Here is a 23,904-nt window from a genome sequence, read left to right on the forward strand (position 1 = left end):
CTCATGGACCCCGGAACGTTCGCCGTCGACCCGGAGCCCTGGGGGCCGCCGTGGCGGCGATGGGAGGACGTCGATCCGGACGAGGCGCTCGCCCGAGGGTTCTACGCGCCGGTCTTCGCCCTCTCCTACGGCGCGCCCGGCGCGATCGTGATCGCCCCCGGTGATGTGCGCGGAACCGTGTGGATCCCGGAGCGGGCGGGCGGCTACTGCTGCGGCCTCGACGGGGCCGACGGTCCCAACATGGCCTGCGAGGCCTGCGGGCTGCCCGTGGCGAGCCGGATCGACGACTGTTCGCTCTGGCAGGCGGTCTGGCTCGCCCCGGACGCCGTGCGCCGCCTCCCCGTCGACGGTGCCGAAGAGGCCGTACCGCTCTCCTGGGCGGAGCTGATGGCGGACTGGGAGGGCACGCCTCCGTTCGAGCCGATCACCTCGTGGGGACTGCCGGCCGGGTTGCAGTACTGGTGGTCCTGGAGCCCGCGTTGGGAGGCGGCCGCCGGGCGGGCGTTGGCCCACCTGCTGGTCGCATCGGAGGGCCGGCCCGTGCAGGTTCCCGACGGGCCGACCAACGAGGTGTTCCAGCGTGCCCTCGACGCGCTGCTCCCCGTGGGCCCACCGCACCTGCGCGCCGTTCTCGCCGGGCCTGGACCGGCCACTCCTGATGCGGACGCCGACATCCTGCTGGTGCCCGTCCATCCGCAGACGGGGGAGGCCTGGACCCCGGCCGACCTGGCCGCTCCGGCCGACCGCGCCGGTGCCTCGGCTCACCTGGTGCCGCTGTCGTTCGGTGTCTGGCGGTGGCTCGTCCTCCCTGAGCCGCACCTGCCCAACCCCGCGTCGGGCGGCATGCCCCACGGCGTCCTCCGCGACGAACCGCCTTTGCCGCGCGCGCACAGCCTGTTCCGGCACGACGTGCGGGTGTTCGAGCGGACCCTGGCCCGGCTGCCGGCCGCCCGCAGCCCTTGGCTGCGCCGGAGGCTGACGACCTGATGGACCACATGCGCGCGGGACTCTTCTGGCGCCCGTACAACACGAGAGCCCCCACCGCTGTGCGGTGCGGGTTCTCGGTCCGGGGGAGGGAGCGCGTGGCTACGCGTCCTTCGGGGCCGGGGTGGTGAGGGTGATGGCCTCGGCGGGGCAGAGGCCCACGGCCATGCGGGCGGCGGAGCGCTGTTCGGGGGCCGGGACGGGGCGGAGGAGTACCACCAGGCCCTCGTCGTCGTCCTGGTCGAAGACCTCGGGGGCCGTCAGGGCGCACATCCCGGCGCCTGCGCAGCGGTCGCGGTCGACTCTGAGGTGCAGCGGCTCTCGGGTGTCGGTCATGCGGCTACTCCTTGTCCCAGGTGACGGGCAGGCTGATGACACCGTAGATGTTGGAGCGGTCGCGCAGTTGAACCTCCTCCGCCGGCACCGCGAGCCGCAGGGTCGGGAAGCGGGCGAAGAGCGCCGGGAACGCGACGGTCATCTCGACGCGGGCCAGCTGCTGCCCCAGGCACTGATGGGCACCGTGCCCGAAGGCGATGTGGCCGGTGGCCTTGCGGCGGATGTCGAGCCGGTCGGGCTCGGGGAACTTGTGCGGGTCGCGGTTGGTGCCCTGGACGGAGATGGTCACCGTCTCGCCCGCCTTGATGAGGTGGCCCTCCACCTCGACGTCCTCCAGGGCCGAGCGCGGCAGCGGGTCGGCCACGCTGAGGTAGCGCAGCAGTTCCTCCACGGCCTGCTCGGCGAGGCCCGGGTCGGCGCGCAGCGCGGCGAGCTGGTCCGGGTTGCTCAGCAGGGCGAAGGTGCCGAGGCCCAGCATGTTCGCGGTGGTGTCGAGCCCGGCGGCGAGGAGCAGCCCGCCGATTCCGGCCAGCTCCTCGTCCGTGAGGTCGGAGGTGGTCAGATCGCTGAGCAGGTCGTCGGTGGGCTCGGCGCGCTTGGCGAGGACCAGTTCGTTCAGGTACTGGAGCAGCGCCAGGTACGCCTCTCCCATGGCCTCGGGGCCCGCGGTCTGGTCGAAGATCGTCGCCACGTGGCCCTGGAAGAGCTCCCGGTCGGCGTACGGTACGCCCAGCAGCTCGCAGATCACGAGCGCGGGCACGGGGTGCGCGAACGCCTCGACGAGGTCGACCCCGGGTCCCGCCTCCTCCATCGCGTCGAGCCGCTCGGTGGTGAACTGCTCGACGCGCTCGGTGAGTTGGCGCATCCTGCGGACGGTGAACTTGCCGGTGAGCAGGCGCCGGTAGCGGGTGTGCTCCGGGGCGTCCAGGCCCACGATGTCGCCGACCTGCGCCGGGGGCAGCTGCTCCGGCGCGCCCTCCATGGGCATCGGCATGTGCATGAGCTCGTACCGCGAGCTGAAGCGAGGGTCGGCCAGGATCGCGCGGGCCGCGGTGTGGCCGGTGACGAGCCAGCCGATGTGCCCGTCCGCGTACTTCATGCGGCGGATCGGCCGGTCGCTTAACGCGGTGAGTTCGGCCGGCGGGTCGAAGGGGCAGCCGGTGCGCCGGTCGGTGGGGAGCGTGGGCAGTTCGTCAGTGTTCGGGCTGGTATGTGTCGGGTCGTTGGACATGGGTCCTCCTACGGTCGTCGGACGTGCTCGGGATGGTGCGGAGTGGTCAGGGAAGTGGGCTGAGGAGGGGCGAGCCTCGGTCAGCGCTTTCCGCCGGTCCTGAAGGAGCGGCGGGCCCACACGTAGCCGACCAGGGAGAGCCCCAGCGTCCAGGCGAGGCCGACGGCCGCGCTGGAGCCGATCTCGGTGCCCAGCCACAGGCCGCGCAGGGTCTCGATGATCGGGGTGAAGGGCTGGTACTCGGCGAACCAGCGCAGGCCGGTCGGCATCGATTCGGTCGGCACGATGGCGCTGCCGATGAACGGCAGGAACGTCAGCGGCATCGGGATGTTGCTCGCGCTCTCCACGGTCTTGGCGACCAGGCCGATGCCGGCGGAGAGCCAGGTGAGCGCGAGCGTGAGCAGGGTCAGCAGGCCGGCGGCGGAGACCCACTCGACGGGCGTCGCGTTCGGGCGGAAGCCCAGCAGGAGCGCGACGCCGATGACGAGCACGATGCTGGTCATCGTCTGGATCACGCTGCCCACGACATGGCCGGTCAGGAAGGAGGCGTGCGAGATCGGCATCGTACGGAAGCGGTTGACGATGCCCTCGGTCTTGTCGACGCACACGCTGATCGCCGTGGTCAGCGCGCCGGACGTGGCGGCCATCAGGATGATGCCGGGCGCGAGGTAGTTGATGTACTCGCCGCTGCCGGTGGGCAGTCCGCTGATGCCGGCGCCCAGGGCGGAACCGAAGGCGTAGTTGAAGAGCAGCAGCATCATGATCGGCATGACGGCGACCATGAGCGTCAGGGACGGGTAGCGCATGGCCTTCTTGAGGTTCCGCCGCAGCATCGTCCTGGCGTCCCTGGCGGCGAAGGACACGGTGGCCATCAGACGTTCTCCTTGGTCGAAGCGACGGTCGAAGCGCCGGTGGAAGCTGCGGCCGAAGCGGCGGCGTAGGCCGGTCGGGGCTGGCCGGTGAGCGTCAGGAAGACGTCGTCGAGGTCCGGTGTGTGCACGGTCAGCGACTCGGCCTCGACGGCGGTGGCCTCCAGGGTGTCGAGGACGGCCCGCAGGTTCGGGATGGAGCCGTCGCTGGGGATCTGGAGGGTCAGGGACTCGTCGTCGCGGGTGGCGACGCCGAAGATGCCCGCCGCGGTGTCGAGGCTCAGGATGTTGGCGAACCGCACCTTGATGTGACCGCCGGGGATGCGCTGCTTCAGCTCGTCGGCCGTACCCTCGGCGATCAGCCTGCCGTGGTCCAACACCGCTATACGGTCGGCGAGTTGGTCGGCCTCTTCGAGGTACTGAGTGGTGAGGAAGATGGTCACGCCCTCGTCGGCGACCAGACCGCGGATGATCTCCCACATGGTGCGCCGGCTGCGCGGGTCGAGTCCGGTGGTGGGCTCGTCGAGGAAGATGATCCGCGGGTCGCCGACCAGGGTCATCGCCAGGTCCAGCTTGCGGCGCATACCACCCGAGAAGGTGATGGCGGTCTTGCCCGCCACGTCCGACAGATCGAAGCGGCGCAGAAGGTCCTTGGCCCGGAACTTGCCTTCGCGGCGGTCGAGATGGTGCAGGTCCGCCATGAGGAGCAGGTTCTCCTCGGCGGTCAGCAGGTTGTCGACGGCCGAGAACTGGCCGGTGACGCCGATCGCGGAGCGCACCGCGTCGGCGGCCCGGGTCAGATGGCGGCCCGCGACCCAGGCCTCGCCCGCGTCGGCGTCGATGAGCGTGGAGAGGATCTCCACGGTGGTGGTCTTGCCGGCGCCGTTCGGCCCGAGCAGGGCGAAGACGGTGCCTTCTGCGATGTTCAGGTCGATGCCGTCGAGCACGACCTTGTCGCCGTAGGACTTGCGCAGACCGACGGCGGTGATCGCCGCTTCCGCCGTGTGTGCGGCGATCGGCACGGATGTCTGAGTGGTCGTCATGCCGCTTCCTTTCAAGGGATTCGGGGAGAGCGGTACGGGGGTACGGGCCTCAGGCGCGGGTGATGATGACGTCGCCGGCCCCGGCCCTGGCGTGCACCTCGACGGTCTCGTCGGAGGACTCCGGTCCGGCGGCGGAGCCGAGCGAATTGCGTACCGTGCCGTACTTCGAGGTCACGTCGAGCCAGGCGGCGGTGCCCTCGTGGATGCCCACTTCGAGGTCGCCGACCGCGGTGCGCAGGTCGATCCGGCCGCGCGTGACGTCGCCGACCCGGATGCCGCCGTTGGCGCAGGAGGCCTCGACGTCGGCGTGGGCGACGCCGACGTCGATCCGGCCGTTGGCGGACTTGGCGCCGGCGTTGCCGTGCACGACGCGGACGGTGATGTCGCCGTTGGCCGCGTTGGTCTTCAGGTCGCCGGTGACCTCGCCGATGGACGTCGAGCCGTTGGCGTTCTTGACGATCGCCGCGCCGGCGACCGTGTCGATCTCGATCCGGCCCGCGCCGACGACCTCGATGTTCCCGGTGGAGCGGGTCAGGCGGATGTGGCCGGTGTCGGTCCTCAGGTTGGCGCCCGCCACCTCGTCGAGCTGGAGGTCGCCGAGGCCGGTCTTGAGCACCGTCTGGCCGAGGCGGCCCTCGCAGTGGAAGCCGCCCATGCCCGTGGAGCCGCGGACGTCCGACCCGGCGGGCAGTTCGATGCTCACCTCGACGGCGCCGGGCTTGCCCCACGGGGACCGCTTCTTGGGCGTCTTCACCGTCAGACGGCCGCCCGAGAAGGTCACCTGGGTCTGCTGCACGGCGCGGACGTCGTTGTCCTCGGAGCCGTCGCGCGGCAGCACCTCGACGACCGTGTCGCTGCGCTTGCCCGCGGTGATGCGGGCGGTGCCGGCCTCGAGTTCGAGGACGGCGGAGATCGGCTCGGGGGTCTCGTACGTAGGCATGACTGTTCCGTCCTCTTGGTTCGGTTGGGTGTTCCCGCTGGTGGGGCGGGTGATGAGTGACGTCGGCGGGTGGGTGGCCCGCCGGTGAAGTCGGCCGGGGTCCGGTGGGCCGGACCCCGGTGCCCTGGGTGTTAGCGGACCCAGCCGGTGAAGCCCCGGCTGCCCGAGTCCTTGCCGCGGCCCGGCGGATTCGCGCGTTCCCGGCCGTCGAGGGCGGTGGAGACCGCCCGTACCAGCCAGGCGTTCACCGACAGGCCCTCCGCCGTCGCGGCGCTCTCGGCACGCGCCTTGAGGTGGGCCGGGAGGCGGAAGTTGATCCGCGCCATGGTGCCGTCGTCGGCATCCGAGGGTGCCTGGAGCGGCGCGGACGCGGCGGGGGCCGTGGCCGGTGCCTGTGTCTCCTGGAACGGCTCGGGTGCCGGCGGCGGCGTCACGACGAACTCGGGGTCGAGTCCGCGCAGCCGCACGTCGACCGAGCCGGGTGCCAGCTCGCGGGTGACCTCACCCATGGCCGCGGACAGCGCGTTGAGCAGGGTCAGCCGGGTGGCGGACTCCAGGGGTGCGGTGAGCCGCTCGGCCAGGGCCCGGGCTTCTTCACCGCCGGCGTCCGCCGCGATGGCGAGTTCGTGCCGGAGGTTGTCGACGTAGGGGGTGAGGTCCATGACGCCATGATGGCACACTCATGGCGCTAGGGCGAGCCATGGTGGATTCTTTGTGGCGCATCAACCGCTGACCTGCTGTTTCTTGGCTTTCAGGGCCTGGCGCGGTGGTGCTGCGGCGGGAAGGTGGCTTGCGGTGGCGGCGCGGTGATGTCATGGTGGCACCACTCCAGCGGCGAACGTGGCGCCATCGGGGCGCCCAGTTGGTGTCATCTCCCAGGGCGCCCCTCGCGTCACCGCATCCCGCTCGGCCTATTTCGTACCGCTTCGCACCGCTTTCGTACCGCTCTTCCTCTTCCGGCCCACCGACAGGAGTCCCAGCCGTGGCTACCTTCCTCTACAAACTCGGCCGTCTCGCCTTCCGGCGTCGATGGCTGATGCTCCTGCTGTGGGTGGTGATCTTCTGCGGTGCGGGCGTCGCCGCCTCCTCCGCGCCGATGCCGCCCGCCGACACCTTCTCCATGCCGGGTACGGAGTCGCAGAAGGCCTTCGACCTCCTCGAGGAGAAGTTCCCGGCCGCGAGCGCCGACGGCGCCAGTGCGCGCATCGTGGTCCGCGCGCCGCAGGGCGAGAAGATCTCCGCCCCCGCGCAGAAGGACAAGGTCGCCGCGCTGGTCACGCAGTTGAAGGCGTCCCCGCAGGTCGCCTCCGTGAGCGACCCCTTCGCGACACAGGCGGTGAGCAAGGACGGCACCACCGCCTACGCCATCGCCACCTACAAGGTCTCCGCCACCGAGGTCGGCGACAAGGCGCACGACGCGCTCGACGACGCACTGGCCAAGGCCCGCGCCGACGGCCTGACCGCCGAGGCCGGAGGCGACGCCGTGAAGATCGAGGCCGCGATGAGCGGCACCGGCGAGAAGATCGGCATCCTCGTCTCCGCGGTCGTCCTCGTCCTCACCTTCGGTTCCGTGATCGCCGCCGGAATGCCGCTCCTCACGGCCCTCATCGGTGTCGGCGTCGGCATCTCCGCGATCACCGCCCTCGGCTCCACCCTCGGTCTGTCCAGCACCACCTCGACCCTGGCGATGATGCTCGGCCTCGCCGTCGGCATCGACTACGCCCTGTTCATCGTCTCCCGCTACCGCGCCGAGCTCACCGAGGGCCGCGACCGCGCCGACGCGGCGGGGCGGGCGGTCGGCACCGCGGGCTCCGCGGTCGTCTTCGCCGGACTCACCGTGATCGTGGCCCTCGCCGGCCTGGCCGTCGTGAACATCCCGATGCTCACCAAGATGGGCATGGCCGCCGCCGGCACCGTCGCCATCGCCGTGCTCGTCGCCCTCACCCTCGTACCGGCCCTGCTCGGCTTCGCACCCGTCAAGGTCCTCGCCCGCCGCGACCGGGCGCGGTTCTCCGGCAAGCCGCTCAGCCCCCGCCGGCAGCGCAGGGCCGCGAAGCGTGCCGAGAAGGACGCCCGCCGCAAGCCCAACCTCGGCTCCCGCTGGGCCAGTTACGTCCTGCGCCACCCCATCGCCGTCCTGCTCCTGGCCGTCGTCGGCCTCGGCGCGGTCGCCGTACCCGCCGCCAGCCTGGAGCTCGGGCTGCCCGGCGAGGGCACCATGGCGCCCGACACCACCCAGCGCAAGGCCTACGACATGCTCTCGGAGTCCTTCGGCGCCGGGTTCAACGGGCCGCTGATGATCACCGTGGAGGGCCCGGACGCGCCCGCCGCCGCCAAGACCGTCGGCGAGCGTCTCGCCGCGCAGGACGGCGTCGCCGTCGTCACCCCGGCCACGCCCAACGAGGCCGGCGACACCGCGATCCTCAACGTCGTCCCGACCACCGGTCCCACCGACGCCGCGACCGAGGACCTCGTCCGATCGATCCGCGGCCTCGCCGACGGCTTCCAGGCCGACACCGGCGCGGAGGTGCTCGTCACCGGTCAGACCGCGATGTTCATCGACTTCTCGCAGACCCTGAACGACGCGCTGCTGCCCTACCTCGCCCTGGTCGTCGGCCTGGCGTTCCTGCTGCTCATGGTCGTCTTCCGGTCGATCCTCGTCCCGCTCAAGGCCGCCCTCGGCTTCCTCCTCTCCGTGACGGCCGCGCTCGGCGCGGTGGTGGCGGTCTTCCAGTGGGGCTGGCTCGCCGATGTCTTCGGCGTCGACCAGCCGAGCCCGATCATGAGCACGATGCCGATCTTCATGATCGGTGTGGTCTTCGGTCTCGCCATGGACTACGAGGTGTTCCTCGTGACCCGCATGCGGGAGGCGTACGTCCACGGGGCGCGGCCCTCCGAGGCGGTCGTCACCGGCTTCCGCTACGGCGGCCGGGTGGTGGCCGCGGCCGCCGCGATCATGATCAGCGTCTTCTCCGGCTTCATCGTGGAGGACAACGACTTCATCAAGATGATCGGCTTCGGCCTCGCCGCCGCGGTCCTCTTCGACGCCGTCATCGTCCGCATGACGATCGTGCCCGCCCTGTTCGCCCTGCTCGGCAAGAGCGCCTGGTGGCTGCCGCGCTGGCTCGACAAGCTCCTTCCCAACCTCGACGTCGAGGGCGAGAAGCTCTCCCGCATGGCCCCGTCCGGGCGGGTGGCGACTCCCCGCCGGGAGCGCGAACTGGTCGACTAGAGACTGACGGCCATCACCACACCTCAGGCCCAGCGGCACGCTGCCGCTGGGCCTGAGGGCGTGGCTCCGCCGCGCCTGGGGAGCCAGGCCATGGGGGAGGCCTTCCCCGACCTGAAGATCACCGTCGAGGAGATGTTCGGCGTCGACGACAATGACACCGTGCCCGTGCCGGGGGGGCGTTGCGCCCCCCCCGACACGGGCGCGCTGTCAGCGGCCCAGGCTCAGGAGCGTCTCCACCGTCTCCCCCGGGTCCGTGAACCTGCCCCACGTGTACGCCTTGTCGTACGCGTCGTCGCCCGCCGCCTGCCGGGCCGAACGCTGGGACCGGGCACGGAGCGAGGCCAGTTCAGGGATCCCGCGCTGGGGATGTCCCACGGTCTCCCACAGCGACTGGCCCGCCCCGAAGGCCTGCGCGGAGATCTCGCCGTCGCCGCGCGCCGCCAGGGCCGCGGCCATGATGTCGAGGCCGAGGGCGATCCCGAAGGCGTCCCCGATCGTCCGTTTCTCCTGGATCATCGCCCGCGCGTGCTCCGCGGCGGCGTCGGCGCGGTCCTCGTACAGGGCGATCACCGCGAGCTGATACTCGGTGTACGAGCGCGTCCAATGCTCGCCGATCGCCACCGACCGGGCCCGCAACGCCTCCGCCTCCGCCCTCGCCTCGCCCAGGTGCCCCGACCCCGTCAGCCCGAACACCCGCACCAGACGACACCGCGCGGTCGCCGCCTCGTCGCCCGGACGCGCGGCCAACTCCCGGTCCGCGATGTGCAGGGCGGCGAGCGGCCGTCCCCGTAGCAGCATCACCAGACCCAGCAGATAGCCGGCGTCCGCGACCAGCGCACCGGAGCCCGCGGCCCGCGCGGCGGCCCGCGCCTCCCGGCCGAGCCGCGCCGCCCCTTCGTAGTCCCCCTGCAGGGAGCGCACCACGCCGAGCGCCCACAGCGCCTTCGCCCGCGCCCCGGGCGACGCCGGGACCAGTTGGAGGAACTCGTTCAGGTAGTGCCCCGCCTCGTGCAGGCGGCCGCCGCAGGCCCAGAAGAACCCCACACGGCCCACCATGCGCACCGCGCCCTCCGGTTCCACCAGGAGCAGCCGCTCCATCGCCGCGCACAGGTCCGCGTGCGACGTCGCCACCGCCGCGTACGCCGCCCCCTGGCCCGGCCCCCACCAGTTCTCCTCCGCCCGGGCCACCAGCTCGCCGAAGTACCGCGCGTGCCGATCGGCCACGGAGTCGTCCTCGCCGAGCTGCGCCAGCCACATCGCCCCGTACTCGCGGACGGTGTCGAGCATCCGCACCCGGCCTTCGACCACGGACACCAGGCACTTCTGCTCGAGACCGGCGAGCGCCTCCGTCAGCGCCTTCGCCGTCAGCGGACCGCCCGCACACACCCGCTCGACCGCCTCCAGGGTCGGTTCGGCACGGAACACGGACAGCCGGGCCCACAGCAACCGCTCCACCGGCTCGCAGAGTTCGTGGCTCCACCCGATGGTCGTCCGCAGGGTCCGGTGCCGTTCCGGCCGTACGCCCGCGTCCTTGGGGGCCGCGAGCGCCAGCCGCTCGCGGAGCACCCGCGCCATGACCCGTACCGGCCGCTGCGGCAACTGGGCGGCGGCCAGGCGCAGAGCGAGCGGGATGCCCTCGAGGCGCCGGCAGATCTCGACGGCCACGACCACGTCCTCCGGACCCGCCCACCGCACCCCGACGGCGGCCGCCCCGGCCGTGAACAGGGCCAGCCCGTCGGTGTCCGGATCGAGCGGGTCCACCGGATGCACCCGCTCCTCGGGACGCCCCAACCGCTGCCGGCTCGTGGCGAGCACGGCCACACCCGGGCAGCGCGCGAGCAGCTCGGCCACCAGCGTGGCGCAGGCGGCGACCACGTGCTCGCACGAATCCAGGACCAGCAGCACGCGGCGCGCCCCGATCCACGCGCAGAGCGCGTCGAGCGGATCCCGCGGCGAATGGTCGGCGAGCCCGCACGCGTCGGCGACCACGGCATCGAACAGGGCCAGGTCGCTCAAGGGCCACAACGGAGCCCAGTACACGGTCTCGAACATGCCGGCGGACGCTTCCTCCGCCACCCGCGCCGCCAAGCGGGACTTGCCGACCCCGCCGACCCCGACCAGGGTCACCAGCCGGTGATCCGCCAGTACGGAGACGAGTTCGGCGACCTCGTCGCCCCGCCCGAGGAAGGGGCCGGTCCCGGGCTGCAACCAACTCTGCACGCTCGCATTGTGGACCCGCGCGCTGCCCGCCACGCCTCTCCCGAACACGTACGGGTGACCTGTCCGGGGCGGATCAGCGCGTCGAGGACCGGGGGAGCAGCAGAGGCGTCGCCAGGAGGAGGACGCCGGCCGCCGCGATCGCGACGCGGGGGCCGGTGACGGCGGCGAGGAGACCCCACGCGGCGGTCAGGGCGGCGATGGCGGCGCTCGTGCTGACCGACCAGGCGGCCAGGGTGCGGGCAAGCCGTGCGGGGTCGGCGTGCTGGAGCCGGTAGGTGGCGAGAACCGGGTTGAACAGGCCGCAGCAGGTCACCAGGCCGAACTGGAGGGTGATGACGAGCACCATCCCGGGGACGCCCGGCTGGACGAACGCCAGCCCCAGGGGCCAGATCGCGCGCAGCGTCCCGGCCGTGAGGAGCACCGTGCGCTGCCCGTACCGGGCCACGAGACGGCGGGCGAGGCGGGCGCCGACGAGGCCGCCGAGGCAGGGGGCCGCGAAGACGAGACCGTACTGCCACGGCGGGAAGCCGAGTTCGCGCAGCAGGAGCAGGGCGAGCAGCGGCTCGGGGGCCATGATCAGGCCGTTGACCACGATCGTGTTGAGGAAGAGCGGACGCAGCGTGGGGTGGGCGAGGATGTGACGCCATCCCTCGAACAGATCGCGCGCTCGCAGGCGCGGTCCGGCCGCCTTCGGGGGCTCCGGTTCCGTGCCGCCGATCGAGCGGATGCCGAGGGCGGAGAGCAGATAGCTGACCGCGTCGGCCAGCACGGTCGTCACCGGGCCGAACACGCCGATCGCGGCGCCTCCGAGCGGTGGCCCGACCATGGTCGCGCTCCACATCGTGGACTCGAACCGGCCGTTCGCGACGAGCAGGCCGTCCGGTGGCACGAGCGCCTTCAGATACGCGCCGGAGGCCGCCCTGAAGGCGATGTCGGCCGCGGCGACGACGATCGAGACGACGAGGAGCTGGGTGAAGCCGAGCCACCCGAGCGCGAACGTGACGGGGACGCTCGTCAGCGCCGCGAACCGGGTGAGGTCCATGGCGACCATGACAGGCCGCTTCCGCCGGAACTCCACCCACGGGCCCAGCGGCACCGCCACCAGCGCCCCCACCGCCCGCCCCGTGGCGGCCAGCGCCGCCACCTGGGCCGGACCGGAGTCCAGCACGAGGACCGCGATCAGGGGAAACGCGCCGAACCCGAGCCAGGTTCCGTACGTACTGACCGCGTACGCCGCCCACAATCGCCCGAACCGCGGCCCCAGCGACCGCCTCGCACCGGCTTGCTCGTGCGGTGGGGCGGTCGTCATGGGCGGAGAGTCTAATCGGCCGGTTGTCCGGCCGGTTATCCGTCCGGACAACCAGACGGATAACCGGATGATCCCCCGCGAAGGCGGACGCTACGACGCCCCGAGCGGCTGACGCGAGGCCTCCGTGTGCAGGGTGGCCACTCCGTCGTCGTCGATCACGCAGCTCTCCGTGGCCGCCTTGTCCCTGAGCCGGGCGCGCACATCACTCTGGTCACCCGCGATGCAGAACTCCGCACGCAGGGGCGGCGTGCCGAAGTACACGCCGTTGTCGCCGGGGCAGTCGAACACGGCGGGGTTGGGCGAGGCACAGCTGCTCCCCGCGGGAGCGTCACGCCGCTTGGGGTGGGTGAAACCCGCGCAGTGCATCATCTCGTGGATGAGGGTCTGGGAGATCTCCTCATCGCCCTGCGGGAACAGCACCCCGAAGTTGACGTTGAGGCTCGAGCCACCGACCGTCGCGCTCGCGTTCACGCCGGCCGTGGTGAGGGTCGTGTGGTGGATCGCGCGGTCGTAGGCTCCGTGGAGCTTCGTCCGCTCGTCCGCCGACAGGTTTCCGCACGCCGCGATGCGCGTCAGCGCGAACCTGTGGCGGTCGAGCGTCCGCTGCCGGTTCCCGGCGGAGATGTCGCCCGCGAAGGTGAAGTGCGCGAGGACGAAGTTCATCGGGAAGGGCGGCCCCACGGTGGTGCCGTTGATGTCATGCGCCCATGCGCCACCGTCCTGCGTGGTGACGATGATGCGGTTGCCCGTGGTCACGACGAAGCGGTCGAAGGCTCCGTTGAACGCGACCTTGGATCCGCCGAAGGCGAAGGGCGGTCCGACGGTGGTGCCGTTGATGTCGTGCCCGAAGACGCCACCGTCCTGGGTGATGACCATGATGCGGTTGCCCACGGTGACGACGAAGCGGTCGAAGGCTCCGTTGAACGCGACCTTGGATCCGCCGAAGGCGAAGGGCGGTCCGACCGTGTTCCCGTTGATGTCGTGCCCGAACACACCGCCGTCCTTCGTGATGACGATGATGCGGTTGCCCATGGTGACGACGAATCGGTCGATGGGGCCGTTGAAGGCGACGTTGGATCCGCCGAATTTGAAGGCGGGTCCGACGGTGTTGCCGTTGATGTCGTGGCCGAATACGCCACCGTCCTGGGTGGTGACGATGATGCGGTTGCCCATGGTGACGACGAATCGGTCGATGGGGCCGTTGAAGGCGACGTTGGATCCGCCGAATTTGAAGGCGGGTCCGACGGTGTTGCCGTTGATGTCGTGGCCGAATACGCCACCGTTCTGCGTGGTGACGATGATGCGGTTGCCCATCGTGACGACGAACCGGTCCACAGGTCCGTTGAACGCGACGGGGAAGGGGGCGGAGACGGACATGATCCGTACCTCTCCTGTGCTGCCTGGTTGAGAATGCACCAATGCCGGAAGCTGCTCCGCCCCCCGACTGCACAGTTTCCGGCTCGGGCGCCGCCAGTCGAGGTGCCTGCACCGGTCGAAGTACGCCGGCGCGTCCCGAGCAGCCTGTGTTCCTGGGCATGAACTGCGGGACTCCCGCCTCTCTCCACGTTACTTCGCCACCGCCTGCTCGGCATGTCCGGTGGGGTGTACACGCGCGCGCGTGTGCGTGGTCCGCGCGGGCCGAGGGTAGGCCGACCGTGAGGGGACGGAGGGGGCGACGCATGAGCGACGAAATCGTGGGCGGGGCGGAGGAGTTCGCCTCGGCGGTGGAGTTTCTGCGCCGCGAGCTGGGCGCCGTCGCGTCGGCCGTCGCCCCCGGCGTCGAACCGCGCGTGCAGACCCGGACCGACGACCGGCGCACCACGCGCGGTGCCATGGGGAAGCGGTACTGGATCTCCCTCCACCTGCCCGACACGCCGTACGAGACCACCGTCGACGTGGCTCGTGAGGTGCTCGTCGCGGCGGGCTGGACCGTCTCGATCGGCGAGGCCCACGGCGACCGTCCCTTCCTCAAGGCGACGAAGGACCGCTTCGAGGCGAGCGTCGGCGCGGAGGGCTCGACTCTGCGGATCTCGGGCCGGGCCCCGACATCTGGCTCTACTCCCGCTGGCAGCGTCCCCCGCGCGCGGCCTCGCCGGAGACTCTGTGGCCCGGCCGCCGGCTCTGTGGCGAGTGCGACGGCTGGGGCACGTGCTACGCGTGCGAGGGCCTGGGCTTCTACAACGGCCGAGCCTGCCCCTGGTGCGGCCTCGGCGCCACCTGCCCGAGCTGCGAAGGAACGGGCCAGGAGCCCTTGGGGGAGCAAAAGTAGGAGAAGGAGTAGGGGAGCACGGACGGGCTGTGCTCGCGTGGGCAACTCCTGTGCGCGGAGGGGACACACGGCGGCTCGGGCCGCTCCTACGGTGAGCCCGTTCCCCAGTGCGAGGGCTCGTCGCGGCCCCAGGACCCATCGGAGGTGAGCCGCGTGACCAGCATGCCGGTCGCGGGCGACCCCCGGCGCCCAGCGGTGTCGGCCGTCGCGATCCGGGGCGGCGAGGTCGTCGCGCTCGGCGGCGACCGGGCGGTCGCCGGGCTCGTCGGACCGGACACGAAGGTCGTCGACGCACTCGGGCGGCGCGTGATCCCCGGACTCAACGACTCCCATCTGCACGTCATCCGCGGCGGGTTGAACTACGTCCTCGAACTGCGCTGGGACGGCGTTCCCTCACTGCGCCAGGCGCTCGCCATGCTGAAGGAACAGGCCGGACGCACCCCCAAGGGCCAGTGGATCCGGGTGGTCGGCGGGTGGACGGCCGACCAGTTCGCCGAGCGGCGGATGCCGACCGTCTCCGAACTGAACGCGGCGGCCCCCGACACCCCGGTCTTCGTCCTGCACCTCTACCAGTCGGCCCTGATCAACCGCGCCGCCGTCCGGGCCGCCGGCTTCACCGCCGAGACCCCCGACCCGCCCGGCGGGCAGATCGTCCGAGGCCGCGACGGCAGCCCCACCGGCGTCCTCCTCGCGGCGCCGGGCGCACTCATCCTCTACTCGACGCTCGCCAAGGCCCCGACGCTCGACCCCGACGAACAGCGCACCTCGAGGCCGCCGAACTCCTCCCGGTCCTGCGCGGCCAGCGCGTCGAGCGCCTCGGGCAGCAGCGTGAAGGACGAGGCGAAGTCGGTCCGGTGGCTCTGGGTCGACGTACACGGCCGCGTACGCGAACAGCGGGGCGATGTCCGGCGGCACCGGTCCGCGCTTCAGCTCCTCGACGAGGCGCGCGGTGTACCGCAGCCGTCCGCTTCTGGCCGCCGTCACCGCCGCCCAGGTGAGCCGCCGGGCGCGCGCGTCCGGGTCGGTGCTGAGGGCGGCGGCGCGGTCCAGGAGCAGCGCCCCCTCCGCGTCGCCACCGCGCCGCGCGATCCGCCGGCCCGCCTCGTCCAGCCGGCCGGCGAGCTCCTCGTCGGGGAGGAGCGTGGCGGAGGCCTCGTGGACGAGCCGGCGCGGATCGTCCGCCGGCAGCCCGTCCGCCAGCGCTCGGTGCGCCCCGCGCTGCTGCCGCCCCGAGGCCATGGAGACGACGGCGCTGCGGACCAGGGGGTGGCGGAACGCGAGTCCGCCCCTGCTGTCAAGGCGGGCCAGGCCGCTGGCCGCGATGCGTTCGAGCACCTCGTCGGAGTCCTCACCCGCGACCGCGCGCAGCCATGTGCCGATGTTCCGCGTCGCCGCGCCGCCGCCGAGCGCGCTCAGCAGCAGCACCCGGGCGGCTTCGTCGGAGAGCGACGCGAGCCGGTCGGCGAACATCCGCTCCAGACGCTGACCGAGCGGCAGCCGGTCCGGCAGCGGGACGATGCCCCGGACGTGGTCCTGGTGCAGTTGCAGCGGCAGCTCGACGAGGGCCAGCGGGTTGCCCCCGGCCTCCGCCAGGACCCGGTCGGCCGTCACGGCCGCGAGCCGCGGGTGCGACCGCCGCAGCAGCGCGTCGGCCTCCGCGTGCGCGAGCGCCGCCACGTCCAGCGGGGGAGCCGGCCAGCCCTCGACGGCCGCGGCGTCGGGCCGGGCCGCGCTGACGATCACCAGCGGGAGTTCGCCGACCCTGCGGTGCAGGAACGCGAAGACGGCGGCGCTGGACGCGTCCACCCAGTGCAGATCGTCGACGAGCAGCAGCAGAGGCCGTGCACGGGACGCCTCGGCGAGCAGGGCGAGGGCGGCGGCGCCGACCATGAAGCCGCCGGGCGGCATTCCCTCGCGCAGCCCGAGCGCGCACTCCAGAGCCTCGCGTTGAGCGGGCGCGAGCGCCTCCGACCGTTCGAGCAGTGGCCACAGCACCTGGTGGAGCGCCCCGAAGGCCAGTTCGGCCTCGGCCTCGGCGCCCACCGCCCGCAGGACGGCGAACCCGTGCTCGCGCGCCCGCGCTTCCGTCCACTCCAGCAGGGCGGTCTTTCCGATCCCCGCCTCCCCGCGCAGCAGGACCACCGAACCGCCGTCGCCGCTGTGGACCTCGTCCAGAGCGCGCCCGAGCAGGGCCGTCTCGCGTTCCCGGCCCACCAGGCGCCTTCCACCGGACAACGACAACACGGCCCCCTCATGTCCCCCTGCGCACAGGGGGATTCCCCACACATCGACGCGAACGTCAGATTATCGCCCGCGTGTCCGAGGGCGGGGTTCACGAGGAACCGCGCGAGGATCCCATCTGTGCCCTGGTGGTCATGGCGTGTGCACGGACGGCACACTCCGCGGCTTCGCCGGCTCCTAGCGTGAGGCCGTCCCCCAGCCAGGGGCCCGTACGAGGAAAGGCAGTTCGCGCATGTCCGACGAGCAGAACAGGAACCGGCCCGTGCTGGAGAAGGCCGCGGCGGAGTTCGCCGAGGCGACGGCGAAGCCGCCGTACCTGTACGAGATCCCGGTGAGCGAGGGCCGCAAGGCGGTCGACGAGGTGCAGAGCGGCGCCGTCGCGAAGCCGGAGGTCGACGAGGAGTGGGTGACGGTCGAGGGCGGTCCGACGGGCCGGGTCAGGGCGCGGATCGTCCGCCCGGTCGGGCAGGAGGGCCCGCTGCCCGTCGTCCTCTACATCCACGGCGCCGGCTGGGTCTTCGGCAGCGCGCACACCCACGACCGCCTGGTGCGCGAGCTGGCCGTCGGAGCCCGCGCGGCCGTCGTCTTCCCCGAGTACGACCTGTCGCCCGACGTCCGTTACCCGGTGGCGATCGAGCAGAACTACCTGGTGGCCCAGTGGATCGTGAGCCAGGGCGGGGGCCACGGCCTCGACGCGACCCGGATCGCGGTGGCGGGCGACTCGGTCGGCGGCAACATGTCGGCCGCGCTGACGCTGATGGCGAAGGACCGCGGTGATGTGTCCCTGGCCGCCCAGGTGCTGTTCTACCCGGTGACGGACGCGGCCTTCGACACCGAGTCGTACCGGCAGTTCGCCGAGGGCTACTTCCTCCGCCGCGACGGCATGAAGTGGTTCTGGGACCAGTACACGACGGACGAGGCGGACCGCGCGCAGATCACCGCGTCCCCGCTCCGGGCCACCACCGAGCAGCTCACCGGGCTGCCGCCGGCGGTCGTCATCACCGCCGAGGCCGATGTGCTGCGCGACGAGGGCGAGGCGTACGCGGCCAAGCTCCGCGAGGCCGGGGTCCCGGTCACCGCCGTCCGCGTCCAGGGCGTCATCCACGACTTCGTCATGCTCAACGCGCTGCGCGGCACCCAGGGCGCCGAGGCCGCGATCACGCTGGCCGTGGCCGCGCTCCGCAAGGCCCTCTACAGCGTCTGACCCACCGTCGGCCGCAGCCGCCGCGTCGACCGCCGCTTCAGCCGTCGCGTCAGCCCGCTAGGTCCGGATCCGGCCCCCGGCGGATCCGGACCGTTCACGCCTCTCACCATTCGCACCTTTCACACCTTTCACCTTTCATGCGGACCACCCAAGGGAGTCAGCCATGCCCGAAATCGACTTCGACCTCGACCGTGTCGGCGCCGTGCCCAGCCCGGACCTGCTCACGCCCGACAACGCGATGATGCTCTTCGTCGACCACCAGCCCCAGATGTTCTTCGGCACCGGCAGCGGGGACCGCAGCGCCATCATCAACAACACGGTGGGGCTCGCCAAGGCCGCGAAGCTCTTCGACGTACCGGCCGTGATCACTACCGTCGCCGCTGAGTCCTTCTCGGGCCCGGCACTGCCGCAGCTCGTCGACGTCTTCCCCGACCACAAGCTCGTCGACCGGACCTCGATGAACGCCTGGGAGGACGAGAACCTCGTCGAGGCCGTCCGCGCCACCGGCCGTCGGAAGATCGTCATATCCGGCCTGTGGACCGAGGTCTGTCTCGTCCTGCCGGTCCTGTCCGCGCTGAGCCAGGGGTACGAGGTGTACGTCGTCGCCGACGCGTCCGGCGGCGTCACCCCGCAGGCCCACGAGCACGCCCTGGAGCGCATGATCCGGGCCGGCGCCGTGCCCGTCACCTGGGTCCAGGTCCTGCTCGAGCTCCAGCGGGACTGGGCGCGTACCGAGACCTACGACGGCGTCATGGAGATCGTCAAGGCGCATGCCGGCGCCTACGGCCTCGGTGTCGTCTACGCGAAGCACTTCATCGGCGCCCACGCGGCCGGCTGACCCGGTGGAACTCGGTCTGCTGATCCTGCGCGTCGTGACCGGCCTGCTCCTGGCCGGTCACGGGGTGCAGAAGGTGAGCTTCCAGCTCGGGGGCAAGGGACTGGCGGGCGGCACCGAGGAGTTCCGGCACGACGGGTTCCGCGGTGGCGTCCTGACGGCGCTCGCGGCCGGCACCACCCAGATCGGCTCGGGAGTGCTCCTGGCGGCCGGAGCGCTCACACCGCTGGCCGCCGCAGGCGCGATCGGCGTGATGACGGTCGCGTTGACGGTCAAGTGGCCGCACGGTCTTTGGGTGCAGAACGACGGTTACGAGTACCCGCTGTTCCTGATCGTTGTCGCGGCGGTCCTGGCGTCCACCGGACCGGGCGCCTGGTCCGCCGACCAGGCCCTGGGCCTCCTGCCCTGGCCCGGCTGCTGGCTCGGCTGCGCCCTCGCCCTCGGTGTCGGCGGCGGCCTGGCCACCCGCACGGCCCTGCACCGGCGCACCGCACGGGCGGCGGGCGCGCCCTCCTGACCGGCGCCGCCGACGCGCCGGGCCACCCCGCACCCGTACCCCCGCCGTACCCCGCCACCCCGACGCTCCGGGCATGGGCTCCGCCCCCGTGCCCGGAGCGGTCGCGTCTCAGGGCAGGGCACGGCGTGGCTCCGGGGTGGTGGTGGCGGCCGTCGGAGGGGTGTCGTCGTTGAGGAGTTGGGCGAGGAGGAGGCCGGTGGCGCGGTGGCTCAGGGAGTGGGCGGCGGTGAGGAGGCGGGGGTGCCGGTGGGCGGGGAGGGAGAGGGCGACGCTCGTGGCCCGGCCGGGCAGCCCCAGGGAGTACGCGACGCACACCTCCGTCCGGGAGTATTCGAGCAGGTCGAACTGGGCAGCGTGCGGGCCGTGTCCGTCGAGGGTCTCGATCAGGGCGCGCGGGTTGGTGATCGTGCGGTCGGTGAGCGGGATGGAGGGGTAGCGGGTGAGGTGGTCCATGCGGGAGTCGAAGTCGAGCTGGGCCAGGAGGCTCTTGCCGACGGCGCTGGCGTGGCCGGTGTCGGTGAACGGGGCCCACTCGTCGACCGGTGGGGCGGTGGCGCTGTGCGCAGCCTCGTGGATGCGGATCTCGCCGTCCGTGTAGCTGCTGAGGTAGACGGCGGCGTCGAGTTCGTCGCGCAGCCCGGCCAGGGTCTGCTTGAGCAGCAGCCGGTCGGGGTCGGGTGCGGTGACCAGCTCCATGACCGGTCCGGGGTGGTGGACGCCCGCGACGGTGACGACCAGGCCCTGGGCGCGGAGCCACTCCAGGAGCAGCGCGGTCGCGTTCAGGGACATGCCTCCGCGCTGCGCGAGGGTGCGGGTGTCGGTGCCGCCCTCGCCCACGATGAGGTGGAGCAGGTCCCTGGCCCGCTGGGTGGCCTGCCAGCGGGCGGGGATCACGGCGGGGGAGTGGTGCCGCCTGGCCATGTCGTTGAGGACGGCGGGCCGCAGGGCGTTCGCCGACCACCACGGCTCCTCGGGGCGCCGGCCCGGTCCGGCCGCGGGGAGCGGCGTGAACAGGGGCGAGCTCTCGGCGGGGAGTTCGGGCAGGGCGAGCGCCGGCCCGGATTCCTGTCCGCCCGTCAGCGCGGTCAGCCGCGGCCGCCCGCTCTCCGCCCCGGACGCCTCCGCGGGCGGGTGCCGGTACTCGCTCGGCACGTGCGGAGCCGGTACGAGGAAGAGCCGGGGCTGCGCGCCCGCTTCCCCGTCGGCCGTCCCAGGGAGGGGAGGCTCGGGCTCGGCGTGCGACGGGGTGGCGAGCAGATGCTCGGGCACGCCGAGCCCGGTGCGGACCTCCTCGAAGAACTCGGTGTCCTCGTCCAGGGGCGTCGCCGTGCCGTGGGCCGGGCGTCGGTTCCCGAGCGCGGTGATCAGCCGTGCCGCGTCCCCGTGTCCGTGCCTGGCCGCCTCGGCGACGAGATAGCTCGCGTCGTCGGCCCATTCGCCACCGGCCCGCAGCGCGACCACGGCGAGCCGGAACAGGGCGCCCGGGTGGCCGACGGCCGCCGCCTCGCCCAGCCACTGCGCCGCGCTCGTCAGCTCGTCCCGGCCGAGGGCCTTCGACCCGAGCCGGTACAGCGAGTTGGCCCGTTGGCGCTCCTCGCGGCCCGTCTCGTACGTCTCGGCGAGTGGGCCGAACTCCCCGTCGGGCCGGTCCCAGAAGTCCGGGGGCCCGGCGAGCCGGCTCATCAGTTCCACGAGCCCGGCCGGGACGTCCGGCGCGGGGCGGCCGCCGCTGACCTCGTTGAAGCGGCTCACAACCGTCACCTGTCCTTCTTCAAGCATCGTGTCGTCCTTCGGTGCTCGTCGCGGATGAACGCGCCGAGCGCGTCCCGCAGTTCGGTCACCGCCTTGTGCCGCTCCTTGTGGAGTCGGTCCGTGCGCATGCCTAGCGAGGCCGCGATCTGCACGTCGCTGAGCCCCTGGCTCTGGAGCCGTACGACCTGGCGCCGCCGGCTCTGCGGCATGGCGTCGATGGCGGGCAGGACGAGATCCCGCAAGGGGTCGAACTCGCCCACCGCCTGCCGCTGTTCGGGCAAAGCGACCGTCAGGGCGTCGCCCGCGAGCTCCAGCCTGCCCTCGCTGCGGAGCCGGTCCTTGGCCAGGTTCCAGGCGGCGGCCCGCAGATACGCCGGGACGTTCACCTTCTCGTCGAGCTCGCCTTTCGCGGCCTTGCGCGCCACCCGCAGGAACGCCTCCTGCGCCACGTCCTGGCAGGCCTGGAGGGAGAGCTTCTCGTCGCTCCGCCTCCGCAGGAAGAGCGGTTCCCGGCTCATGAACACGGTGTAGTGGTCGTACAGCCGCTGTCCGACCCCGCCGTCCACCGCGCGCGGTGCCTGCCTCGTCTCACCGTCTACCACGGGGCGCGCTCCTTCGCCGAGGACGCCGAGGCATGCCGGTCGGCCGTGTCCGGCATCAGCACGACCTCGACGGTGACGTGCGTGACCGCCCCGGTCTGCCCGGCTGGGCGCGCCGAGGAGCCCGGTGCGTCCCGCTGGTCGTCGGCGGGCCGCTCGGCGCCTCCCCGGGACCGCCGCCGGTCCACGTACAGGTGCACGGCGGCGGCGAGTCCGGGGATCACCACGCTCGTCAAAGCCGGGGCGAGCCCGGTCCACTCGAAGGGCGGCGTCATCTGAGTCGTTCTCCATCTGCTCCGAAGGGGACGCGGAAAGCGCCCTTGCCCCACAGACGGCCGACGACGGCCGGTTCTCCCCCCAGGACCGCAATGCTCCGAAAGTGATCGGACGGCTGAGCGGAATTGACCGACCTTGCTCTGGCCCTCGGTCCAAGGTTCTGCCCCCTGGTCCACACCGGAATTAGGTTAGGCTAACCTGTGCGGCGTGAGAGTTGGTGAAGAAAGCCCGCAGGTCACGCCCGTACGCGGCCATGCGCTGTCGGCCACGGACGTCACCGTCGCCTACGACGGCGTCGATGTCGTGCACGGCGCGTCCCTGACGCTGCGGCCCGGCGACGTGACCGTCCTGGTCGGTCCGAACGGCAGTGGCAAGTCCACGCTCCTGCGGACGATCGCCCGCCTGCAGCGCCCCCGGAGCGCCGCCCTGACCCTCGACGAGGACACGGACGGCCTCGCCCTGACACCCCGCGAGTTCTCGCGGTACGTCGCCCTGCTGACGCAGGGTCGCCCCACGCCCAGCGGGCTGACCGTACGGGACGTGGTCGAGTTCGGCCGCTACCCCTACCGGGGCCGCTGGGGCAAGGCGGACCCGGGCGGCAAGGACGCCGTGGACCGCGCGCTGCGCATGACGGGCGTCCAGGAGTTCGCCGAGCGCGGCGTCGAACACCTCTCCGGAGGGCAGCTCCAGCGCGTCTGGCTCGCGGGCTGCCTCGCCCAGGAGACCGGCGTGCTCCTCCTCGACGAACCCACCACCTACCTCGACCTGCGCTACCAGATCGAACTCCTCGACCTCATCCGCGACCTGGCCGACGACCACGGCATCGCCGTCGGCGTCGTCCTGCACGACCTGGACCAGGCCGCCGCCGTCGCCGACCGGGTCGTGCTGCTCCAGGCCGGACGGATCATCGCCGAAGGACGCCCCGAAGACGTCCTGACCGCGCCCCGCCTGACGGACACGTACGGCATCCGCATCGAAGTCGACACCGACCCCTCCACGGGCCGCCTGCGCACCCGCGCGATCGGCCGCCACCACACGCGAAGCGAAAGGCTCAGCCCCACCTCATGAGACGCCTCCTCCTCACCGCCGCGGTCGCCACCGCGGCGGCGCTCACCCTGACCGCCTGCGGCACGACCGAGCCCGCCAAGGACGACGCGAAGAAGTCCGCCGAGCCGATCACGCTCACCGACGACACCGGCGCCAAGGTCGAGCTCGACGGACCCGCCAAGAAGGTCGTCGGCACCGAGTGGAACGTGGTCGAGACCCTGATCTCCCTCGGTGTCGACCCGGTGGGCGTCGCCGACGTCAAGGGCTACAAGACCTGGGACTCCGCCGTCCCGCTGAAGAACGACGCCAAGGACATCGGCACGCGCGGCGAGCCGAGCGTGGAGACCGTCGCCGCTCTCAAGCCCGACCTCATCGTCGCCACCAGCGACCTGCCGCCGGCCGCCGTCAAGCAGCTCCGCGGGATCGCCCCGGTCCTGAACCTCACGGCCGCCGACGCCGCCGACCCGATCGGCCGGATGACGAAGAACCTCGACGCCATCGCGAAGGCCACCGGCACCACGGCCCAGGCCGACAAGCTCAAGAAGGGCTTCGAGGCGAAGCTCGCCGAGGGCAAGAAGGCCCTGGCCGACGCCGGCCTCGGCGGCGCCAAGTACGCCTTCGCCGACGGCTACCTCGTCTCCAACCAGGTCCAGATCCGGCCGTTCACCAGCGGTTCGCTGATCGGCGCCGTCAACGAGAAGCTCGGCCTGAAGAACGCCTGGACGGTCAAGGGCGACCCGGCCTACGGCCTCGGCACCACCGACGTCGAGGGCCTCACCAAGCTCGGCGAGGGCGTGCACTTCGCGCACATCAGCAACGACGGCGACGAGAGCAGCAACCCGTTCCAGGGCGCCCTCGCCAAGGACAAGGTGTGGACCTCGCTGCCGTTCGTCAAGAAGGGCGACGTGCACCGGCTGCCCGACGGCATCTGGATGTTCGGCGGCCCCGAGTCGATGAACCAGTACGTCGACTCCGTCGTCAAGGCGCTGACGAAGTAACC

19 protein-coding genes and 2 pseudogenes are annotated in these 23,904 nt (G+C 72.2%); 8 read left to right on the forward strand and 13 right to left on the reverse strand.

Annotated elements, in window-relative coordinates; genetic code table 11:
* Positions 1-3: 3 nt before the first annotated feature.
* On the forward strand, positions 4-987 hold the full coding sequence (locus tag AB0F56_RS18215) for a hypothetical protein (protein WP_362010398.1): 984 nt from the start codon (positions 4-6) through the stop codon (positions 985-987).
* Positions 988-1,086: 99 nt separating this feature from the next.
* On the opposite strand, the gene AB0F56_RS18220 is transcribed toward AB0F56_RS18215, so the two are convergent.
* The 6 genes from AB0F56_RS18220 to AB0F56_RS18245 all read right to left on the reverse strand — a co-directional run bounded on the left by AB0F56_RS18220 (position 1,087) and on the right by AB0F56_RS18245 (position 6,065).
* Positions 1,087-1,320, reverse strand: a complete 234-nt coding sequence (locus AB0F56_RS18220) for a ferredoxin (RefSeq protein ID WP_362010401.1) — start codon at positions 1,318-1,320, stop codon at positions 1,087-1,089.
* Between the two features lie 4 nt (positions 1,321-1,324).
* Entirely contained in the window at positions 1,325-2,551 is a 1,227-nt protein-coding gene (locus AB0F56_RS18225) for a cytochrome P450 (protein ID WP_362010403.1), read from the reverse strand.
* 80 nt (positions 2,552-2,631) lie between these two features.
* The gene (locus AB0F56_RS18230; protein ID WP_362010406.1) at positions 2,632-3,423 is read right to left on the reverse strand and encodes an ABC transporter permease; all 792 of its coding nucleotides are present in this window, start codon (positions 3,421-3,423) and stop codon (positions 2,632-2,634) included.
* Positions 3,423-4,463: an ATP-binding cassette domain-containing protein gene (locus tag AB0F56_RS18235; RefSeq protein WP_362010409.1), complete on the reverse strand. Its 1,041-nt coding sequence runs from the start codon at positions 4,461-4,463 to the stop codon at positions 3,423-3,425. Before AB0F56_RS18235 ends, AB0F56_RS18230 begins: the two co-directional genes overlap by 1 nt.
* A gap of 49 nt (positions 4,464-4,512) precedes the next feature.
* Complete coding sequence (locus AB0F56_RS18240) at positions 4,513-5,403, reverse strand: DUF4097 family beta strand repeat-containing protein (protein ID WP_362010412.1); 891 nt, start codon at positions 5,401-5,403, stop codon at positions 4,513-4,515.
* A gap of 131 nt (positions 5,404-5,534) precedes the next feature.
* A complete protein-coding gene (locus AB0F56_RS18245; protein WP_362010415.1) occupies positions 5,535-6,065 on the reverse strand; it encodes a toxin-antitoxin system HicB family antitoxin in 531 nt (176 codons plus the stop codon).
* 320 nt (positions 6,066-6,385) lie between these two features.
* Between AB0F56_RS18245 and AB0F56_RS18250 the strand changes: the two genes are divergently transcribed.
* The gene (locus AB0F56_RS18250; protein ID WP_362010417.1) at positions 6,386-8,635 is read left to right on the forward strand and encodes an MMPL family transporter; all 2,250 of its coding nucleotides are present in this window, start codon (positions 6,386-6,388) and stop codon (positions 8,633-8,635) included.
* Positions 8,636-8,842: 207 nt separating this feature from the next.
* Here AB0F56_RS18250 and AB0F56_RS18255 read toward each other — a convergent pair whose 3' ends face one another.
* From AB0F56_RS18255 to AB0F56_RS18265, 3 genes are all read right to left on the reverse strand, one after another.
* Positions 8,843-10,855, reverse strand: a complete 2,013-nt coding sequence (locus AB0F56_RS18255) for an NACHT domain-containing protein (RefSeq protein ID WP_362010420.1) — start codon at positions 10,853-10,855, stop codon at positions 8,843-8,845.
* 73 nt (positions 10,856-10,928) lie between these two features.
* Positions 10,929-12,164 (reverse strand): MFS transporter, encoded by a 1,236-nt coding sequence (locus AB0F56_RS18260; protein ID WP_362010422.1) that lies wholly within the window; start codon positions 12,162-12,164, stop codon positions 10,929-10,931.
* Between the two features lie 90 nt (positions 12,165-12,254).
* The gene (locus tag AB0F56_RS18265; protein WP_362010424.1) at positions 12,255-13,541 is read right to left on the reverse strand and encodes a hypothetical protein; all 1,287 of its coding nucleotides are present in this window, start codon (positions 13,539-13,541) and stop codon (positions 12,255-12,257) included.
* Positions 13,542-14,595: 1,054 nt separating this feature from the next.
* On the opposite strand from AB0F56_RS18265, the pseudogene AB0F56_RS18270 reads away from it, so the two are divergent.
* Positions 14,596-15,201, forward strand: a pseudogene (locus AB0F56_RS18270) (amidohydrolase family protein); the annotation flags it as partial.
* Positions 15,202-16,227: 1,026 nt separating this feature from the next.
* Here the strand turns inward: AB0F56_RS18270 and AB0F56_RS18275 are convergent.
* Positions 16,228-16,719 (reverse strand): annotated as a pseudogene (locus tag AB0F56_RS18275) (ATP-binding protein); the annotation flags it as partial.
* 187 nt (positions 16,720-16,906) lie between these two features.
* On the opposite strand from AB0F56_RS18275, the gene AB0F56_RS18280 reads away from it, so the two are divergent.
* The 3 genes from AB0F56_RS18280 to AB0F56_RS18290 all read left to right on the forward strand — a co-directional run bounded on the left by AB0F56_RS18280 (position 16,907) and on the right by AB0F56_RS18290 (position 19,230).
* Positions 16,907-17,878: an alpha/beta hydrolase gene (locus AB0F56_RS18280; RefSeq protein ID WP_362010427.1), complete on the forward strand. Its 972-nt coding sequence runs from the start codon at positions 16,907-16,909 to the stop codon at positions 17,876-17,878.
* Between the two features lie 163 nt (positions 17,879-18,041).
* Complete coding sequence (locus AB0F56_RS18285) at positions 18,042-18,716, forward strand: hydrolase (protein ID WP_362010429.1); 675 nt, start codon at positions 18,042-18,044, stop codon at positions 18,714-18,716.
* A gap of 4 nt (positions 18,717-18,720) precedes the next feature.
* Positions 18,721-19,230 (forward strand): DoxX family protein, encoded by a 510-nt coding sequence (locus tag AB0F56_RS18290; protein WP_362010432.1) that lies wholly within the window; start codon positions 18,721-18,723, stop codon positions 19,228-19,230.
* 108 nt (positions 19,231-19,338) lie between these two features.
* Here AB0F56_RS18290 and AB0F56_RS18295 read toward each other — a convergent pair whose 3' ends face one another.
* Genes AB0F56_RS18295 through AB0F56_RS18305 form a run of 3 tightly spaced genes read right to left on the reverse strand, consistent with a single transcriptional unit; the run spans position 19,339 to position 21,856 of the window.
* Positions 19,339-20,991, reverse strand: coding sequence for an IclR family transcriptional regulator C-terminal domain-containing protein (locus AB0F56_RS18295; protein WP_362010435.1), 1,653 nt, complete (start codon positions 20,989-20,991; stop codon positions 19,339-19,341).
* Positions 20,988-21,584 carry a sigma-70 family RNA polymerase sigma factor gene (locus AB0F56_RS18300; RefSeq protein ID WP_362010437.1) on the reverse strand — a complete coding sequence of 199 codons (597 nt, stop codon included), beginning with the start codon at positions 21,582-21,584 and terminating at the stop codon, positions 20,988-20,990. Before AB0F56_RS18300 ends, AB0F56_RS18295 begins: the two co-directional genes overlap by 4 nt.
* The gene (locus AB0F56_RS18305; protein WP_362010440.1) at positions 21,578-21,856 is read right to left on the reverse strand and encodes a hypothetical protein; all 279 of its coding nucleotides are present in this window, start codon (positions 21,854-21,856) and stop codon (positions 21,578-21,580) included. The genes AB0F56_RS18300 and AB0F56_RS18305 overlap by 7 nt, the downstream gene beginning before the upstream one ends.
* Positions 21,857-22,064: 208 nt before the next feature.
* Between AB0F56_RS18305 and AB0F56_RS18310 the strand changes: the two genes are divergently transcribed.
* Entirely contained in the window at positions 22,065-22,925 is an 861-nt protein-coding gene (locus AB0F56_RS18310; RefSeq protein WP_362010442.1) for an ABC transporter ATP-binding protein, read from the forward strand.
* The gene (locus tag AB0F56_RS18315) at positions 22,922-23,902 is read left to right on the forward strand and encodes an iron-siderophore ABC transporter substrate-binding protein (protein ID WP_362010445.1); all 981 of its coding nucleotides are present in this window, start codon (positions 22,922-22,924) and stop codon (positions 23,900-23,902) included. The genes AB0F56_RS18310 and AB0F56_RS18315 overlap by 4 nt, the downstream gene beginning before the upstream one ends.
* Positions 23,903-23,904 lie beyond the last annotated feature (2 nt).

Source organism: Streptomyces sp. NPDC026092 (assembly GCF_040638605.1).
In the GTDB taxonomy this organism is placed as follows: Bacteria; Actinomycetota; Actinomycetes; order Streptomycetales; family Streptomycetaceae; genus Streptomyces.